The following is a 17,122-nucleotide window of genomic DNA, read 5'->3' on the forward strand; positions in this document are numbered from 1 at the left end:
TCAGGTGGCGGATCCCGGTCAGGACGGGTCGGCGGTCGGGGTGTGCCGGATGACCAGCAGGGCGATGTCGTCGGTGGCGGGTCGGTCACCCACCAGCGTGGTCATGATCCGGGTGCAGGCCGCGTCCGGTGTGACCGGGGTCACGGCCCGGCGGAGGCTGTCCAGCCGGTCGTCCAGGTCCTGCCCGCGGCGCTCCACCAGGCCGTCGGTGAACAGGGCGACCAGCGCGCCGGGCGGCAGGTCGACCCGGGTGCCCCGGCGGCCGGTGACGCCGAGTCGGTAGCCGATCGGCGGACCGAGCGCGGCCTCGACGAAGGCCGTCTCCCGTCCCGGCACGGCGAGCGCCGGCGGCAGGTGGCCGGCCAGGACGAGCTCCATCCGCGAGGTCGTCAGGTCGATGACGGCGTAGGCGACCGTGGCCATGGCGTGGGCCTCGAAGTGGCTGGCCTTGCGGTCGAGCTTGCCGAGCACCTCCGCCGGGTCGGCGAACTCCAGGGCGTAGGCGCGCAGCGCGCTGCGCAGCCGTCCCATGACGATCGCGGCGGGCAGCCCGTTGCCCACCACGTCGCCGATCACCAGGCCGATGCGCCCGCCGGGGAGGGTGAACACGTCGTACCAGTCACCGCCGACGCCGCTGTCGGTGCCGGGGACGTAGCGGGCGGCCATCTCCCAGCCGTCCGTGGCGGGCAGGTGCCCGGGCAGGAGGCTGTCCTGCAACGTCGCGGCGGCGGCGCGCTCCGAGCGCGACCGGTGCACGTGCGCGGCCATCGCCAGCCGGTCGGCCACCAGCCGCAGCAGCTCGACCTCCTCGTCGGTGAACCGGCGGGGCGTGGTGCTGCCGACGTGCAGCACCCCGGTCAGGTCTCCCTGGGCGACCATCGGCACGCCCAGCAGGGTCCGCAGGCCTCGTTGCCACAACAGGGGGTTGACCACGGTGGACTCGTCGACGTGGGTGAGCTGCACCGGTTCCCGGCGCTTCGCCACCTGCCCGGCGAAACCGGCGCCCACCGGCACCCGGACGCCCTGGAAGACCTCTTCCTCCAGGCCGGAAGCCGCCCTGGCCACCAACTGCCCGCCGTCCGCGTCGGTCAGCAGGATGGTGGCGGTGTCCACCGCGAACAGCTCGCGCACCTGCGCCAGGAGCACCTCGAACACCTTGTCCAGGTCGAGTTCGCGCAGCGCGCCGTCGGTGACCGCTTCCAACACCCTCAGCCGTGCCCCCGGGGCACTCACGTCATCCATCCGTCGATCCCATCCACGTCTTGATCACGCACACCGAGCGGACAACGCGAGCGCGTGACGGATGCCAGTGAGTTGGTGTCGGTCGGGACAGGGTACCCGGAGGGGCGGTGCGGTGAGTCGGGCCGCACCCGCCACCGGGCGCCGGCACGGACTACCGGACACGTGAGATGGCTCTCCGGAGGTGTGAAATCGGTGCGAGTTGGGCAACCCCGTCTCTGTAACGATCACGCCGCGTCAGGAAGACGGCGTGGCACGAGGACAAGGAAGACCGCAGTGGGCATCCTGGGTTGGATCGTTCTGGGCCTCATCGCCGGCGCCATCGCGAAGGCGATCATGCCCGGCAAGGACCCCGGCGGCATCGTCATCACCATGCTGCTCGGCATCGTCGGCGCCATCATCGGCGGCTTCATCGGACGAGCCATCTTCGGCTCCGACATCGGCAGCTTCTTCGACCTGAGCACCTGGCTGCTGGCCATCCTCGGCTCGCTGGTCGTGCTGGGCATCTACCACGTCGTCACCAAGCGGGGTCACCGCGCACACAGCTGACACCCCCACCACAGCGCACGGGCCCGCCGGCACACAGCCGGCGGGCCCGCTCCGCGTCCGCCCCTCAGACGGTCACCGGGTCGGCGGTCTGCTCCACCTTCCGCATCACGTGGGCGATCAGTTGCAGCAGCGTCTGCTTCACCTCGGCGCGATCACGCGCGTCGCAGCGCAGCACCGGGATGCCCGGGTCGATCGCCAACGCGCGCCGGACGTGTTCGAGGGGGTGGTGCAGGATCCCGTCGAACGTGTTCACCCCCACGGCGTAGGGGATCTTGCGGTTCTCGAAGAAGTCGATCGAGGTGAACGAGTCGGTGAGGCGCCGGGTGTCGGCGAGGACGACCGCGCCCAGCGCGCCGCGCACCAGGTGGTCCCACATGAACCAGAACCGCTCCTGCCCCGGTGTGCCGAACAGGTAGAGCAGCAGGTCGTCGCCCAGCGCGACCCGGCCGAAGTCCATCGCCACCGTGGTCGCCACCTTGTTCGGGATCCGGCTGGTGTCGTCCAGCTCGTTGCTGACGGTGGTCATCATCGCCTCGGTCGTCAGCGGCCGGATGTCCGAGACGGCGCCGACGAAGGTCGTCTTGCCCACGCCGAACCCGCCCGCCACCACGATCTTCGTGGAGGTGACCGAGCCGACCTTCTTCACGGGACCGAAATCATCCATCTTCATCTGCGTCGCCTTCCCCTTCCTCGGTCCCTCAGTTGGACGCGGAACCGGCGGAGACGCCCTGCTCCACGTCGTCCGCCCGCTCCCCCGGCGTCAGCTGGACGCTGAACTTGTCCACGAGCAGCGCCATCTCGTAGGCGATCTGGCCGATGTCGTAGCCGGGATCGGCCAGGATCGACAGGCACGAGCCGTCGCTGATCGCCATCAGCAGCATGGTGCCGGCGTCCATCTCGACGATGGTCTCCCGGACGTTGCCCGCCTCGAAGCACCTGGCCGCGCCGTCGGTGAGGCTCAGCAGTCCCGACGACACCGCGGCGAGCTGGTCCGCGCGGTCCTGCGGCAGCGCGCCGGAGGCGGCGAGGAGCAGTCCGTCCGCGGAGACCGTGATGCCGTGCGCCACGCCGGGAACGCGATCCACGAACTCGTTGATGAGCCAAGAGCACTTGTCGACGAGCTCCTGGTACGTCATCGACCGCGACTTCGACTGTCCGCTCATGTCCCTGTCTCCCTCTCCAGCACGGTCCAACCGCCTGTGTGTGGTCGCCGGCCCCGCATCCGGTCCTCTTGTTCCTTCGCCTTCCGCACGCCGACCTGGTAGCTGGACAACCTGCGCCGCAGGTGTGCGGGGTTCCGCTCGATCGGTTTGTGCCGGTCCACGCCGACCGCGACGGCGCCCGCGCTTCCCGGCAGGAGGTTCGCGCCCTTCCGGCGCAGCGGCAGCCCGTCCTCGGTGTAGACGGTCTCCTGGCGGGGCGCGTCGGGCGTGGCCGGCACGGGTGCCGCCGTCTCGTCCGGCCGGGGACCCGCCTCCCCGTCCCGCGCCCTGAACCACCGGGACGCCGCCCGCGCGTCCGGTCCCCCGTCAGCGGGGTCACCCGAGGTGGCCGGCGCCGCGCCTCGACTGCCGGGAACCCTCATCGGCAGGTCCACCGGGATGTCGTCGTGCTCCTTGCCCCTCCGCTCGGCGGCTTCCCGACGCGCGCCGCGCAGCGCGTTGTCCCGTTCCGCGCGCCACGCCTTCGACTTGCCGTACCAGGACGACACCCGGTGGACGCCCGCGTCGTCGCCCTGGACAGGCCTCGTCTCCCGCCTCCGGACGGTGGTCCTCACGGCCACCGGGTCGGGCACGCCCGCGCGCACCGCTTCCTCTTCCAGCAGCACCGGGCCGGGCACCGAGATGAGCGCCGACACGCCCTCGACCTCGTCGCCGCCGAACAGCTCGACCGTGAACCCGTGCCGACCGGCGAGCCTGCCCACCACGAACAGGCCCACCCGGCGCGACCGGGCGACCTGCGCCGACCCCAGGTTCCCCAGCTGCTCGTTCGCCTTGCGGACGTCCTCGTCCGACATGCCGATCCCGTTGTCGAACACGCCGATGGACAGCCCCCCGTGCCTGCCGAGCTCGGCGTTGACCGTGACCTCCTTGTCCGGCGGGCTGAACGCCGTCGCGTTGTCGAGCAGCTCGGCGACGATCCGGATGAGGTCACCGGCCGCCGTGGTGGAGATCCGCACCGACGGCATGCCCAGCACCCTGATCCGCTGGTACCTGTCCACCTCGGACATCGCGGCGCGGAACACGGCCTCGATCGGCACCGGGTTCTTGGTCGCGCGCACCAACTCCGTCCCCGCCAGCACGAGCACGTTCTCGTTGTTGCGCCGCATCCGCGTCACGAGGTGGTCGAGCTGGAACAGCAGGTGCAGGTCGGTGGACGACCGGTCGCCGCCCTCCAGCCGCTCGATCACCTCCAGTTGGCGCTGCAACAACGTCTGCGACCGCCGGAACATGGTGACGAACACCTCGGTGTACCCGGCGCGGACGGCCTCGTTCTCCAGGTCCCTGCGCGACACGGCCGCGCACAGCTCCTCGACGCGTCGGACGAGCAGGGCGAGCCCGGCGTCCGACACCGCGGGAAGACCGCTCCGGACCTCGACGTCCTCGCCGCCGGGTACGCCGGGTACACCGGGTGCGCCGGCCAGGACGTCGGCGAACGGCACCGCGGCCAAGGCGTCGATCTCCTCGCGCACCACCGCCCGCGACCGGTGGAGGCGTCGCACGTCCAGTGCCACCGCGGCCAGGAGCGCGACCGCGCCGACCGCGAGCGCCGCCACCACCGCGCGGACCCAGCCACCGGTCCGGAGGTCGGCGAGTGCCGCGAGGGCCACCACCGCGAGCTGCGTCGTCGCCAGAGCGGCGATCTTCACGTCCAAGCGTGTGTTCACGGCTGCTCCGTCCTGGTCATCGGGTGTCGGACAGCTGCGACAGCCCGGAGTAGACCCGTCGGAGCAGGTCCAGCGAGGGCAGGCCGTTGACGATGGGCGCCGTCTCGTGCACCCGCAGGTAGTCCCCCTTGATGCACTCGCCGACGATCGTCCGCGTCAGGCCGAGCGGCGCGGAGATGGCGACCGCGACCTCGGCGACCGACTGCGGCACCACGCACACCCGGCACACCGCCCGCTGGTCGTCGGTCATCCCACCGGCGGGCAGGGAGACGAGGGGGCGGGCGAGCTGGACCACGGTCTCGAACTCGAGGTTGTCGTCGTCTCGGGCGCCGGGACGTTCCGCCGGGCGCACGTACGGCCGGATCAACGCCGCGTCACCGAGTTCGGGCGCCGGACCGAGCTCGAACTCCGGCTCCGCCACCCCGCTCGACGGGACCAGGCAGGACCGCCGCGACCCGCCGTTCTCCTCCCGCACCAGGACTCTGATGGGCACGAGGTCGGTCAGCGCCTCGACCACGATCGCCGCGTCCGTCGCCGGACCGGGTTCCTCCGCCGCCGACCGGTCGCGGAAGTCGTGCTCGGCCCACTCGCGGTAGTCGGTCCACCCGCCGAAGCGCGCCGGTACGGTCACCCCGGTCGAGCCCCGCTCCCGGCTCGCCATCACCCGTGCGCCCCGTGATCCGCGCGCATGCCGATGCCCCGCGCGGACTCCGGCCAGACGTCGTCGAAGCGCTCCGCTCCCACCGGCGCGACCACCGTGCGCCGAGGCTCCCGGTACGGCAGCGGGACGACGACGCGCAGCCCGTGCTCCGAGTCGGAGGTGAAGATCGTGACTTCGGTGGTGAGCGACGAGAAGTTGGGCGACTGCGCGACGGCGACCGCGGCACCGGCGCCGACGAGCAGGCCGAGCACCGCGGTGAGCGCCCGTGGGTTGAGTCGCATCGCTTGTGCCTTTCGGAGGTGGTGTGCGGGCCGGCTAGACGTGCGACAGCGGCTGCGAGGGCGGCCCGGGGAGCCGCGGGTCACCGGCCGCGCCGGTGTCCGGCCACGACGCGGCCCGCAGCTTCTTCCCGTAGTCCAGCACCGCCACCGAGCGGTCGAACCCGATGACGCCGGTGAGCTTGCCGTCCCGCAGGTAGCCGGTGAGCGATCGCCGCGAGGTGGACGCCTGGTCGAGCGAGACGTGCTCGGCGCCGACCGAGGGCATCCCGACGGCCTGGATCCGCAGCCCGTGCTGTTCGGACCAGAACCGGGGAACGGGGGTGAACGGCGTCGCCGACTCGCGACCGCTGAGCAGGCTCTCCGCCGCGGCCCGGCCCATCTCGATCGCGTTCGTCCAGTGCTCGACCCGTCGCGGCTTCCCGTCGAACCGCAGGTTGGGCCAGGAGGCGACGTCGCCGGCCGCGACCACGTCCTCCATCCCCTCGACGTGGCACGTCGCCTCGCACACGACGCCGTTGTCCAGTCGGGCGCCGGAGTCGCGCAGCCAGGAGACCGCCGGGACCGAACCGACCGCGACGACCACGCAGGACGCGCCGAGGGTTCGGCCGGTGGACAGCAGCAGCTCCGCGCGGGAGGACCCACCGGCCCAGGACCGCACGGTGACACCGAGTTCGAGCCGGACCTTGTTGCGCCGGTGCAGCTCGGTGAGCCGGGTCGCCAGGTCGTTGTCGAGGAGGTTGTTCATCAGCGTGCCGGTGCGCCCGACGATCGTGACGGACCGGTCCATGGACCTCAGGCTCGACGCGACCTCGCACCCGATGAAGCCCGAGCCGATCACCACGACCTGCTCGCGCGAGCGGTCGAGCAGGTTCTTCACCTTCCGCGTGTCCGCGCGGGTGCGGACCACCACGACCCTCGGGTGCGCGTTCATCCCACCGGGGTGCCTGCGCGGCTCGACCCCGCTCGCGATGACCAGCCCGTCGTACTCCAGCTCCTCCCCGCCGGGCAGGTGCACAACCCGCCGGCTCGGGTCCAGCTGGGACACCGGGGTGTTCAGCCGCCAGGTCGCGTCGAGGTTCTCGGCCGGTGTCGTCAGCACGTCCGCGGCGGCGAGCTCCCCGGTGAGGAACTGCTTGGACAGCATCGGGCGGTGGACCGGCATGGTCGACTCGGAGCCGACGATGACGACCTCACCGTCGAACCCGAGCTCGCGCAGCCGTTCGGCGGCGCACAGACCCGCGATGCCCGCTCCGACGACCACGATCCTCGGCAATCCGTTCACGCGTCCCTCCCGGCGACTTCGATGGCCCGCATCGGGCAGGACCGCGCCGCGGAGAGCACGTCCAGGTTGCGGGTGGTGTCAGGGCTCTGGCGGTAGGCCAGCCGACCGTCCTCCTGGAGCTGGAAGACGTCGGGGGCCTCGGTCTGGCAGAAGCCGTAGCGGTGGCAGCGCTGGTTGTCGACGCTCACCCGGAGCGGGGCCGCCTTGTCCACCGGCGCCGCCCGGACGGCGTCGCCCTCGATGAGCCCGACCTTGGCCAGCACCCTCGTCGGCACGAACCGCACCACCGCCAACGTCACGGCGGGCGCCGAGGCGGTGAGACCGGCGAGCCACACCAGCTCGAAGTTGCCGTTGGCCCACGCTCCCCACCACGCGTGCGCGGCGCCGAGCACGAACACCAGGTACGCGGTCTGGTGGAACCGCAACCAGTTGCGGTAGCGGAAGACGCGGTGCATCCCGGCCGTGATGACGATCGCCACCATCAGGTCGAAGGCGATGATGCCCAGCGCGTGCCGGACGTAGCCGTTGAGGAACGGGACCACCACCTGCGAGCCCACGACGAGCTGCTCGTCCAGGAACCGGAACCCGAACCCGTGCACCGCCGCGGTCGCCAGGGTGAAGGTGGCCAGCATGGAGTGCCCGCCGCGCAGCGCGTGGTGGCCGGTGAAGCGGCGGACCCAGCCGGTGGCGGTGAAGACGCCCCAGCACAGGGTCAGGCACAGTGAGAGGTAGGACAGCCGCGCGGAGAGCGCGACCACGCTGCGCACGCCGTTGTCGTTGCCGGTGTAGCCCGCCGCGAGCACGTCGACGGCCAGGCTCGTCATCGGGATCACGTCCACGCCCCTTCCTCGGTCTCCTCGTCCTCGACGGCCTCTTCGGGCCGCACCCGCGAGCCGAGCCGGACCACCAGCAAGGTCCCGGAACCCACCGCCACCAGCAGGACGAACCCGAGGACGAGGTCCACCGGCGCGGGCAGGGCCTGGTACCGCGCGTCGGCCCCGGAGTGCACCGCCAGCGCGTCGGACGTGGCGAGGCCCGTGCTCTCCAGCAGGGCCATGTGCCGTGACACGTAGTCCTCGGCGATCGCGGCGGAGGAGCGGACGACGTCGTTCTCCGTCGTGGACCGGACCGTGGCGATGGCCATGTAGACGGACCCGTGCGCGGCCCTCGTCAGGTTGACGTAGACCCGGTCGAGCTCGTCACCGCTCGCCGCGCGGATCTCGTCCCGCCACGCCCGCTGCTGCGGGGTCGGCGCCTGCGGCAACCGCACCTGCAACCGGTCCGCGGCGGCGATGTTGTCCTGGTGCAGCACGTGGTGCTCTTCGGCGAGCTGCGCCGCCACCGCCCGTACCTTCGGGTTGGTGCTGCGCCGGGCGACGTCCTCGCTCGCCGGCGCCTCCCACAGGCCCGCTTGGGCGACCGCCACGAGCATCTTCACGTCGGCCGGGTACAGCGGGCCGTGCGGCGCGTCGACGGTCGTCTCCTCCCGCACGCCGCGGCCCGGTGGATCGCCGTCGTGCCAACCGCCGGTCGCCGAGACACCGCACGACCCGACCGTCCCGGCGACGGCCAGGACGAGTGCCAACCGAACGGCCGGCGACAGCCGCCCGGCGCGCGTACTACGCCAGAAAACGCTCATCGATGCCTTCATCCGGGAGTCCTGGGGCTGAGGTGTGGTCGAGCCCGGCTGGTGGGACCGCGGACCGACGGCGTCAGTCAACACGCCGACCCGGTGGAGCGGAACGACCACGGGGACTTCAGGTAGTCGCCGTACCCGAAGAGGAAGAATCACCCGTGCGGACTTGTCCACCAACCCACGTGCTGGTACCGAAGCAGAATCGACGGTGCGGAGTCCGCCGTGTCCGCCCGCCGTGTCCGTCTATTGCGGACGCTTCCGGTCGCGCGGAACGTGACGCGCAGCAGCGGACCCCTCGGCAAGGCGATCCGCCGCTGTGACACGGGTGAAGCGCGGGCAACCCCTACCCGCCGCACAGTTGCCGTCCAGCTTCGGGGAACTCGGCGACCTCGCTCGACCGCGAGCTCTCCGCCTCGGTTGACTGACCCCGTTGCGGGACCACGCGGACCGCCGGGTCGCCGCGCTGTTCGCCGACGCCGACCGCGTCGGCGCGGTGGGGCTCGACGGCCTCCCGGCCGGTGCGACGCCCGAGGCGGCGGGGAGAGCGTTCGCGGACGCGCTCGGCCTACCGGTGCGGTCGCCTCCCACCGGGCGCGCGGAGACGACAAGAACGACGACTGACCCCTGCGCCGGTCGACGTGCCGCCCGGTGGCCACGAGCGAGGTCAGCGCACCCGGCGGGCGGTGGTATGCGAAGCGGAGTGGCATGACGCGCGGTGTCCGCGCCCGAGCCACCGGTTCCCGGCGGCGAGGTCGGGATTCACCGCCGGAGCAACGGTTTCCGGCGTTCCCGCCGGAGTCCCGGCCATTCGGTGGCTTGCCTGGCGGCACGCGCGGCGCGAAGCTGCTGTGGTCCGCGAAACCGGCCGGGCGGGGCGAACAAGTGGACGAACTGGAAGCGCTCGACGACCTTCGCGCCCGTCACGGGCCGATCTTCCGACGCGCGCCGGGCGTGCTCTACGTGGGCGAACCGGCCGAGGCGAAAGCCGTTCTCGCCAACACCGGGTCGCGTTACCGGGAGCACTCGGACTTCTTCCGGACCAGCGAGGGCGTCTTCGGGCCGCGTTCGGCGCAGCAGGAGGTCGGCCGGGTGGCGAGGAACCTGCTGCGCGACCACTGGGCGGCCCGGTCGGACCGACTGGCGGCGACCGTCGAGCGGGAGATCGGGCCGGACAGCCGGTGGCCGGACGCGGGAAACCTCTTGCTGCACAGGTGTTTCCGCGACGTGCTGGCGCCGGAGGGCGAGCTGCGCCGGCTCGTCGACCAGGTGGTCCGGCACGCGGTGCTGGCCGGTGCCCGGGACCGGCGGTCGGTGCTGTCGCGGGCCGTGTTGCGGCACAGGATCCGCCGCGCGCTGATCGCCGAGCTGTCCCGTCGACGCGCCCGGGACGTGCGGACGCCGGGCGACCTGCTGGACGTCCTGGCCGCCGCCGCGCCGGACGGCTCCTCCCGCACCGCGCTGGTGCGGCTGGCGGAGGTGTTCCTGTCGTTCCTGTTCGCGGTCACGGGCTCGACGGGGTTCCTGTTGGGCTGGTCGGTGTACCTGCTGGGCACCGAACCCGGAGCGGGCGGCGACCTGGCCGGCGTGGTGCGCGAGGCGTTGCGGCTCTGGCCGGTGGCCTGGAACTTCGGCCGCTTCCCCGCCGAACCCCACCGGCTGGCCGGAGCCGAGGTCACGACGTCCGACGAGGTGGTGGTGTGCAGCTACCTCGTGCACCGGGACGGCCGCTTCTGGCCAGACCCCGACGAGTTCCGCCCGCAGCGGTGGTCGGCCGGCATGCCGCGGGGTGGCGCGGAGGCGTTCATCCCGTTCGGCTGGGGCGCCCACACCTGCGTGGCGGCGGGCTTCGCCGCACAGCTGGTGGAGGACGTCCTGCGGGTGCTGCCGCCGGCCGAGCGGTGGCGGGTTGAGGCCCACCAGCACCGCCCGCACGTCGCGGCGGCGCTCGCGCCACCGGACTTCACCCTGCGCACGAGTGGGAGGAGGTGACCATGGCCAAGATCATCCACGCCGCGCTGGTAGCGCTCAACATCCGCAAGAGCGATTCCGAGTACCGCTGGTACGTGTACCACCACATCTGATCGACGCGGGTGGGGGGCGTGGGCCACACGCTCCCCATCTTGAGGAGACGCGTGATGACCGGTCGCGACGACCCGGACCTGCTGGCGAACCTGCGTGCCCCCAACGCCGAGCACGACGGGGTGTTCTGGCACGGCGACCGGCTCCTGATGGTGTTCGACGCCGACGCGGCGAGCCGGGTCAACGCCGAGAACTTCGCCGACCTGACACTGCCCGACCGGTTCGTCGACCGGATCCGAGGCCGCCGCAGCCCGGCCGTGTCGTGGCGGCAGGTGCGCTCGCTGTGGCTGTCCCAGCTGCGGGTGCTCAGCGGGGAGGACCGGCTGCGCGCGCTGGCCGACCGCATGGCCGCGATCCTGGACAACCGCCGCGACCAGCACGTGGACTTCGCGTGGCTGTCACACGAGGTGGTGTTCCGCGCCCTGGTCCCCGTGGTGGTCGACGGCCTGTCCGCTTCGGGCCAGGCTTGGCTCGGTCGCGACGCGATCGCGAAGCTGACCCGACTGGACGCGGGCCCCGGTGGTCAGACCCGCCGGCAGAAGTGGCAGGCCGTCATCGCCCAGCTGCACACCGGACGGGTCGTGCGCGAGGAGATCCGCCGTCGGGCGCGTGGCGGGCGCACCCACGTCGACCTCACGCAGCCCGTCGTGGACCAGTTGCTGCCCTCCCTCGGCCCGGACCGGGCGTTGGAGGCGGTGACGACCGTCCTGACCGCGATCGCCGGGCCCCCGGGCGCGGTCGCCGGCTGTCTGATGTACGAACTGGCGAAGCGCCCCGAGTGGGTGGCCACCCTGGCGGAGGAGTTCGCGGCCGGTTCCGTCGAGCAGCTGTACCGGACCGGCACCAGGTCCGCGCCTATCGCGCACCAGTTCGTGAAGGAAGTCCTGCGGATGTGGTCGGCGCCACTGCTGATGACCCGCAGCGCCCGGGTTCCCCTGACCGTCCGCGCCAACCGGCTCGACGTGGGCCGGCACTACCTGGTGAGCCCCTACCTGGTCAACCACGACGAGCGGCACTGGTCCGACCCGGACACGTTCGACCCGCACCGGTGGTCGGCCGGTGCGGACCGCCGTCCGCCAGGGGGGCACTACTACGTGCCCTTCGGGTGGGCGCCCACCGCGTGCGTCGGCGCCGGGCTGGGGAGCATCCAGCTGGTGCTGTTGACCTACCTGCTGTGCACCCGGTTCCGGTTGGAACTGCGCGCGCCCGACGCCGCCCGGATCTCCCTGGCGGCCGTGCCGCGCCCCCTGGACTTCGACGGGTGGGTGCGCCTGCGTGAACCCTCCGGGACTGCGGGGGCGTAGCGCGGGCACCCCCGCGGCCGACCACCTGGACGCGATCGATCTGATCGAGGCGGGGTACCGGGCTGCCCGGCGACAGGCCGAGGAACCCTCGCTTTTCCTCGGAGCGGCGCGTGTGCCATTGTGCGGATCGCGGTCCCGGGCCGGTCCCCGGTCAGGCGGGGAGGCGGCGCCTCGCGGGCAAGCGGGATTCACACGGAGGAGACGGAGCGAGGCATGCGACGACGGGCGCTGCTGGGTCGGGAGACGGAGCGTCGCGCGCTGGCTGCCCTGGTCGAGCGGGCCGCCTCCGGGTCGGGTGGCGCGCTGGTGGTCCTCGGCGCACCCGGGATCGGCAAGTCGGCGCTGGTCGCCGAGGCGGCGGCGCGGGCCGCGTCCCACGGGGTCCGGGTGATCACGGCGGTGGGCGTGGAATCGGAGGAGGACGTGCCCTGCGCCGGCCTGCACCAGCTGGTCCACCGGCTGCGGGACGGGATCGACGACCTGCCCGGGCCGCAGCGTGCCGCGCTGCGCGCCGCCGTCGGGCTCGTCGACGAGGCCGTGCCCGACCTCTACCTCGTCGGCCTGGCCGCGCTGACCCTGCTGTCGGACGCGGCGGTGAAGGTGCCGCTGCTGGTGGTCGTCGAGGACGCCCACTGGATGGACCGGGCCAGCCTCGACGTGCTCGGGTTCGTCGCGCGGCGGATCGAGTCCGACCCCCTCGCCCTGGTGGCCGTCACCCGCGGCCTCGACGACCGGCTCGGCGGCGCCGGGCTGCCGGTGCTGCCCCTGGACCCGCTGACCGACGAGGTGTCGGGCGAGCTGCTGGACGCGGTGGCGCCGCACCTGGGGCAGCAGGTCAGGCGGCGGCTGCTGGCGGAGGCGGCCGGGAACCCGCTGGCGTTGACCGAGCTGCCGGTCGCGCTCCAGTCGGTCGGTGGGGCGTACGCCCTCACGCCCGGTCCGCTGCCGTTGACCGAACGGCTGGAGCGGACCTTCACGGCACGGGTCTCCCGCCTTCCCGCCGACACCCGGGCGGTGCTCCTCCTCGCGGCCCTCAACGGTGACGGGACGATGGACGAGTGCCTCGCCGCCGCCGGCCGGATGCTCGGGACGGCGGTCGACGTCGCCGCCCTCGACCCGGCGGTCGCCGCGGGCCTGGTGGAGGCGTGGGGGATGGTCTTCCGGCACCCGCTCGTCCGCTCGGCGATGCACCACGCCGCGACCGCCGCGCAACGGCAGGCCGCCCACGCCGCCCTCGCCTCGGAGCTCCAGGGGCAGCCCGACCGGCAGGCGTGGCACCGCGCCGCCGCCACCGCCGGTCCCGACGAGCACGCGGCGCGTGACCTGGACTCCACCGCCGGCAGGGCCTTGCGGCGGGGTGGTGTCGCCGCGGCCCTGGCCGCGCTGCGGCGTGCGGCGGAGCTGACCGCGGACCCGGCCGCTCGCGCGGACCGGCTGCTGCGCGCGGCCGAGCTCGCCCTGGAGTCGGGCCGGAGCGATGTCGCGGCGCACCTGCTGGCCCAGGCGCGCTCGCTGGACCTCTCGGTCCGGGACCAGGGCCGGGCGGCCTGGGTCGGCATCGCCCTGGTCGAGGGTTCCGCGCAGGGCGAGGGCGCCGCGACCGCCGGGCTGGCGGAGCTGGCCGTCGACATCGCCGCAGGTGGCGAGCCCGTGCTGGGGCTGCGCATGCTGTGGGGCGCGGTCCTGCACTGCTTCTGGGGAGAGCCGGGGCCCGCCGCCCGCCGACGGGTCGCCGCCGCTGCCGACCGGATGCCCGTGGACGCGGACAACGCCGACGTGGTGGCCTTGCGCGCGTACTGCGCGCCGGTCGAGGGTGGGCGAGCCGTCCTCGACGCCCTGGCCGGTCAGCTGGAGCGTTCGTCCGAGGACGCCGAGGGGGACCAGCTCCTGGGTGCCGCCGCGGTCACGGTGGGTGCTCCCGCCCTGGCGGGCCGGCTGACCGGGAGGTCGCTGGCGGCCCTGCGGGCGCAGGGCCGCCTGTCGATGCTGGCCCGCGCCCTCTGCGTCCAGGCGGGGAGCGCCGCACGGCTCGGTGACGTGCGCGCCGGTCACCTCGCGGCCGAGGAGGCCGCCGAGCTGGCCCGCGAGACCGGTCAGCCCCTGGTGCACGCGATGGTGCACGCCATCCGCGCACAGCTCGCCGCCGTCAGCGGGGACCCGCGGGCGGAGGCGTGGGCAGCGGAGGCGGAGCGCACCGCCCTCCCCGGCGGCGCGCGCCCGGCGCTGGCCATCGTGCAGATGGCCCGCGGTCAGACCGCCCTCTGCCAGGGGCGCTACGGCGACGCCTTCGGGCACCTGCACCGCGTCTTCGACCCGGCCGACCCCGCCTTCCACCCCTGGCTGCGCTTCTACGGGGTCGCCGAGCTGGTCGAGGCGGCCGTGCGCAGCGAGTCCGCGCAGGCGGCGCGGACCGTCGTGGAGGAGCTGGCCCCGCTCGAAGAGCCGACCCCCTCCCCCGCCCTGCTCTGCGGGCTGCGGCTCGCCCGCGCCCTGCTCAGCCCGCCGGACGAGGCCGAGCCGCGCTACCGGGCGGCCCTCGACGCCGTTCCCGTCGACTGGCCGTTCGAGCGGGCCCGGGTGCACCTCGCCCTGGGCGGGTGGCTGCGGCGCCACCGGCGGCCCGCGGAGTCCCGCGCGGTCCTGCAAGCCGCGCGCGAGGTCTTCGACGCGCTCGGCGCGTCGGCCTGGGCGGAGCGGGCACGCCAGGAGCTGCGCGCCGCGGGCGCGTCCTCCCCCCGCCAGGACCCGGCCGTCGCCGACCGGCTCACGTCGACCGAGCTGCACGTCGCCCAGCTCGCCGCGCAGGGGCTGACGAACCGGGAGATCGGCGAGCGGCTCTACGTCTCGCCCAGGACGGTGAGCACCCACCTCCAGCGGATGTTCCCCAAGCTGGGCGTGACCTCACGCGGTGAGCTCGCGGTGGTGCTGCGCGGCTCGATGGCGCACGCCGGGACCGTCGTCTGACGGACGCGGCCGGTCCGCCGCGGCTCGGCCCCTCCCCGGCCCGTCCGACTACGGCATCCCGACCGAATCCGTCCGCCGAGTGGCGGCGCGGGCGTCCCTCCGAGGGAGGGTTCCGTCATCCTCGGTGCTGCGGACGCGTTGGCGCCGCCCCCGCAGCACACCCCGACCCGCGTGAGGACCTATGAACAGCGACAGCGGACGCGGGCCTCGACCGCCGACGAGCGACCCCATGACCGCGCCGGCACTCCACTCGGTCGCCGACGTCGAGCGCCTGGCGGCCGAACGCCTGACCCCGGACGTCCGGGACTTCGTCTCCGGCGGAGCGGGCGACGAGGTCACGCTCGCCGCCAACCGCGCCGCGTTCGACAGGGTGTCCGTGGTGCCCAGGTCGCTGGTCGACGTGTCCCGGTGCGACACCGGCCGCGACCTGTTCGGCGCGTGGTCGTCGCTGCCGCTGGCCATCGCGCCGATGGCGTACCAGCGCCTGGTCCACCCGGACGGGGAGAGCGGTGTCGCGCGGGCGGCAGCGGTGGCGGGCGTGCCGAACGTGCTGGGCATGCTCGCCGCCGAGCCGATCGAGGACGTGGTGGCGGCCGGTGGCGCGCACTGGCTCCAGCTGTACTGGCTCAAGGACCGCCAGGTCGTCGCGGACCTGCTCCGGCGGGCCGAGGGCGTCGGCTGCCGGGCCGTCGTCCTCACCGTCGACGTGCCGGTGATGGGGCGGCGCATCCGGGACCTGCGGAACGGGTTCTCGCTGCCGCCCGGGATGCGGCCGGTCAACATCGGCGGTGACGTCGGCGAACGCCGAACCGGCGACTCGGCGGTGGCCCGGCACACCAGCGCCGTCTTCGACCCCTCCCTGACGTGGCGCGACCTCGACTGGATCAGGGAGCGCACGCGACTGCCACTGGTGCTGAAGGGAGTCCTGGACCCCGAGGACGCCCGCCGGGCCGCCGAGTCCGGTGTGGACGGCCTCGTGGTCTCCAACCACGGCGGGCGCCAGCTCGACGGCGCGGTGCCCTCCCTCGACGCCCTGCCCGACGTGGTGGACGCCGTGAGCGGCCGGTGCCGGGTGCTGCTGGACAGCGGGGTGCGCACCGGGGTCGACGTCCTGCGGGCGCTGGCGCTGGGCGCGGACGCGGTCCTGCTCGGCCGCCCGGTGCTGTGGGGCCTCGCGGTGGCCGGGCGGCAGGGCGTCGCCGCGGTGCTCGACGTGATCCGGCAGGAGTTCGAGACCGCGCTCCGCCTGGCCGGTTGCCGGGACGTCGAGGACGCGCGCCGGCTCCGCACGGTCAGGGCGTGAACCGCGCCCGCAGGTAGGCGGCGACCTCGGCGTGCGCCGCGCGGGCCGCGTCGAGGACGTCGGTCATCGCGAAGAACCCGTGCGCCATGCCGGGGTAGCGCGTCGAGACGACGTCCACGCCCGACGACGCCAGCCTCCGCGCGTACTCCTCGCCCTCGTCGCGCAACGGGTCGTGCTCGGCGGTCACGACCAGGGCCGGCGGCAGCCCCGACAGGTCGTCGGCGCGCAACGGCGACGCGAGCGGGTCGAGCCCGTCCGCCGGGTCGGCCAGGTAGTGCGACCAGTACCACGCCACCGAGTGCCGGTTGAACAACGCCGGATCGTCGCTGTCGCGCGACGACCGCGTGTCCGCGCGGTAGTCGGTGTTGGGGTACACCAGCACCTGCGCGGCCAGCGACGGGCCGCCCCGCTCGCGGGTCAGCAGCGTCACGGCCGCCGTGAGGTTGCCGCCCGCGCTGTCACCGGCCAGGGCCAACCGCCCGGCGTCGACCCCGAGCTCGTCGGCGTGCTCGGCGATCCACGCCACGGCCGCGTAGCTGTCGTGCACGGCCGCCGGGAACCGGTGCTCGGGCGCGAGCCGGTAGCCCACGGTGATCACCTGGCACGGCACGGCGTTGGCCAGCGACCGGCAGATCCCGTCGGACGTCTCGACGCTGCCCAGCGCCCACCCGCCGCCGAACAGGTACACCAGCGTCGGCAGCGGACCGGTGTCGTCGGTCGGCCGGTAGACGCGCACCGGCAGGTCGCCGCCCGGTCCGGGGACGTGGCGGTCCACCACGTGCCACACCGGCTCGCCCGTGCCCGCACCCGCCCGGACGGCGGCCAGGTCGGCGGCGCGGGCCTGCTCGACGGTCAGCGTGTAGAGCGGCGGCACGCCGTCGGCGACGCGGCGCGCGCGCAACTGCGCCACCTGGGGGTCCAGCGGCACGGCGGCCTC

Annotated in this window: 16 protein-coding genes; 6 read left to right on the forward strand and 10 right to left on the reverse strand. The window is 73.8% G+C overall.

Annotated features, from left to right (window positions below; translation table 11 throughout):
- Nucleotides 1-18 precede the first annotated feature (18 nt).
- A complete protein-coding gene (locus ACQPYE_RS25400) occupies nucleotides 19-1,242 on the reverse strand; it encodes a PP2C family protein-serine/threonine phosphatase (RefSeq protein ID WP_498714894.1) in 1,224 nt (407 codons plus the stop codon).
- Nucleotides 1,243-1,515: 273 nt separating this feature from the next.
- Between ACQPYE_RS25400 and ACQPYE_RS25405 the strand changes: the two genes are divergently transcribed.
- Nucleotides 1,516-1,788, forward strand: a complete 273-nt coding sequence (locus ACQPYE_RS25405; protein WP_367129090.1) for a GlsB/YeaQ/YmgE family stress response membrane protein — start codon at nucleotides 1,516-1,518, stop codon at nucleotides 1,786-1,788.
- A 64-nt stretch (nucleotides 1,789-1,852) separates the two neighbouring features.
- Here the strand turns inward: ACQPYE_RS25405 and ACQPYE_RS25410 are convergent, their stop codons facing one another.
- Genes ACQPYE_RS25410 through ACQPYE_RS25445 form a run of 8 tightly spaced genes read right to left on the reverse strand, consistent with a single transcriptional unit; the run spans nucleotide 1,853 to nucleotide 8,484 of the window.
- Nucleotides 1,853-2,458 (reverse strand): GTP-binding protein, encoded by a 606-nt coding sequence (locus ACQPYE_RS25410; RefSeq protein ID WP_498714895.1) that lies wholly within the window; start codon nucleotides 2,456-2,458, stop codon nucleotides 1,853-1,855.
- 28 nt (nucleotides 2,459-2,486) lie between these two features.
- Nucleotides 2,487-2,924: a roadblock/LC7 domain-containing protein gene (locus tag ACQPYE_RS25415; protein WP_498722985.1), complete on the reverse strand. Its 438-nt coding sequence runs from the start codon at nucleotides 2,922-2,924 to the stop codon at nucleotides 2,487-2,489.
- Between the two features lie 23 nt (nucleotides 2,925-2,947).
- Nucleotides 2,948-4,675 (reverse strand): sensor histidine kinase, encoded by a 1,728-nt coding sequence (locus ACQPYE_RS25420; protein ID WP_498714896.1) that lies wholly within the window; start codon nucleotides 4,673-4,675, stop codon nucleotides 2,948-2,950.
- A gap of 16 nt (nucleotides 4,676-4,691) precedes the next feature.
- Entirely contained in the window at nucleotides 4,692-5,306 is a 615-nt protein-coding gene (locus ACQPYE_RS25425; protein ID WP_498714897.1) for a DUF742 domain-containing protein, read from the reverse strand.
- Nucleotides 5,307-5,335: 29 nt separating this feature from the next.
- Nucleotides 5,336-5,617 (reverse strand): hypothetical protein, encoded by a 282-nt coding sequence (locus tag ACQPYE_RS25430; RefSeq protein WP_498714898.1) that lies wholly within the window; start codon nucleotides 5,615-5,617, stop codon nucleotides 5,336-5,338.
- A 34-nt stretch (nucleotides 5,618-5,651) separates the two neighbouring features.
- Nucleotides 5,652-6,899, reverse strand: coding sequence for an NAD(P)/FAD-dependent oxidoreductase (locus ACQPYE_RS25435; protein ID WP_498714899.1), 1,248 nt, complete (start codon nucleotides 6,897-6,899; stop codon nucleotides 5,652-5,654).
- The gene (locus ACQPYE_RS25440; RefSeq protein WP_498714900.1) at nucleotides 6,896-7,738 is read right to left on the reverse strand and encodes a 4Fe-4S domain-containing protein; all 843 of its coding nucleotides are present in this window, start codon (nucleotides 7,736-7,738) and stop codon (nucleotides 6,896-6,898) included. Before ACQPYE_RS25440 ends, ACQPYE_RS25435 begins: the two co-directional genes overlap by 4 nt.
- Complete coding sequence (locus ACQPYE_RS25445; RefSeq protein ID WP_498714901.1) at nucleotides 7,729-8,484, reverse strand: DUF4142 domain-containing protein; 756 nt, start codon at nucleotides 8,482-8,484, stop codon at nucleotides 7,729-7,731. The genes ACQPYE_RS25440 and ACQPYE_RS25445 overlap by 10 nt, the downstream gene beginning before the upstream one ends.
- A 933-nt stretch (nucleotides 8,485-9,417) precedes the next feature.
- Between ACQPYE_RS25445 and ACQPYE_RS25450 the strand changes: the two genes are divergently transcribed.
- From ACQPYE_RS25450 to ACQPYE_RS25470, 5 genes are all read left to right on the forward strand, one after another.
- A complete protein-coding gene (locus ACQPYE_RS25450) occupies nucleotides 9,418-10,524 on the forward strand; it encodes a cytochrome P450 (protein ID WP_498714902.1) in 1,107 nt (368 codons plus the stop codon).
- 2 nt (nucleotides 10,525-10,526) lie between these two features.
- Complete coding sequence (locus tag ACQPYE_RS25455) at nucleotides 10,527-10,616, forward strand: hyalucidin A family RiPP precursor (protein WP_498714903.1); 90 nt, start codon at nucleotides 10,527-10,529, stop codon at nucleotides 10,614-10,616.
- Between the two features lie 54 nt (nucleotides 10,617-10,670).
- Nucleotides 10,671-11,918, forward strand: a complete 1,248-nt coding sequence (locus ACQPYE_RS25460; protein ID WP_498714904.1) for a cytochrome P450 — start codon at nucleotides 10,671-10,673, stop codon at nucleotides 11,916-11,918.
- 213 nt (nucleotides 11,919-12,131) lie between these two features.
- Nucleotides 12,132-14,882 carry an ATP-binding protein gene (locus ACQPYE_RS25465; protein ID WP_498714905.1) on the forward strand — a complete coding sequence of 917 codons (2,751 nt, stop codon included), beginning with the start codon at nucleotides 12,132-12,134 and terminating at the stop codon, nucleotides 14,880-14,882.
- 229 nt (nucleotides 14,883-15,111) lie between these two features.
- Nucleotides 15,112-16,185 carry an alpha-hydroxy acid oxidase gene (locus tag ACQPYE_RS25470; protein ID WP_498714906.1) on the forward strand — a complete coding sequence of 358 codons (1,074 nt, stop codon included), beginning with the start codon at nucleotides 15,112-15,114 and terminating at the stop codon, nucleotides 16,183-16,185.
- On the opposite strand, the gene lipP1 is transcribed toward ACQPYE_RS25470, so the two are convergent.
- On the reverse strand, nucleotides 16,175-17,113 hold the full coding sequence (gene lipP1 / locus ACQPYE_RS25475; RefSeq protein WP_498714907.1) for a LipP1 family hormone-sensitive lipase: 939 nt from the start codon (nucleotides 17,111-17,113) through the stop codon (nucleotides 16,175-16,177). The genes ACQPYE_RS25470 and lipP1 overlap by 11 nt on opposite strands.
- Nucleotides 17,114-17,122: the final 9 nt, after the last annotated feature.

The sequence above is a fragment of the Actinosynnema sp. CA-299493 genome (assembly GCF_050946825.1).
Lineage (GTDB): Bacteria > Actinomycetota > Actinomycetes > Mycobacteriales > Pseudonocardiaceae > Actinosynnema.

Excerpts from the sequence above, each read along its gene's own strand:
- ACQPYE_RS25460 (WP_498714904.1), top strand. The coding sequence starts at position 10,671 with ATGACCGGTCGCGACGACCCGGACCTGCTGGCGAACCTGCGTGCCCCC.
- ACQPYE_RS25410 (WP_498714895.1), bottom strand. The coding sequence starts at position 2,458 with ATGAAGATGGATGATTTCGGTCCCGTGAAGAAGGTCGGCTCGGTCACC.
- ACQPYE_RS25470 (WP_498714906.1), top strand. The coding sequence starts at position 15,112 with ATGACCGCGCCGGCACTCCACTCGGTCGCCGACGTCGAGCGCCTGGCG.
- ACQPYE_RS25455 (WP_498714903.1), top strand. The coding sequence starts at position 10,527 with ATGGCCAAGATCATCCACGCCGCGCTGGTAGCGCTCAACATCCGCAAG.
- ACQPYE_RS25415 (WP_498722985.1), bottom strand. The coding sequence starts at position 2,924 with ATGACGTACCAGGAGCTCGTCGACAAGTGCTCTTGGCTCATCAACGAG.
- ACQPYE_RS25400 (WP_498714894.1), bottom strand. The coding sequence starts at position 1,242 with ATGGATGACGTGAGTGCCCCGGGGGCACGGCTGAGGGTGTTGGAAGCG.
- ACQPYE_RS25430 (WP_498714898.1), bottom strand. The coding sequence starts at position 5,617 with ATGCGACTCAACCCACGGGCGCTCACCGCGGTGCTCGGCCTGCTCGTC.
- ACQPYE_RS25465 (WP_498714905.1), top strand. The coding sequence starts at position 12,132 with ATGCGACGACGGGCGCTGCTGGGTCGGGAGACGGAGCGTCGCGCGCTG.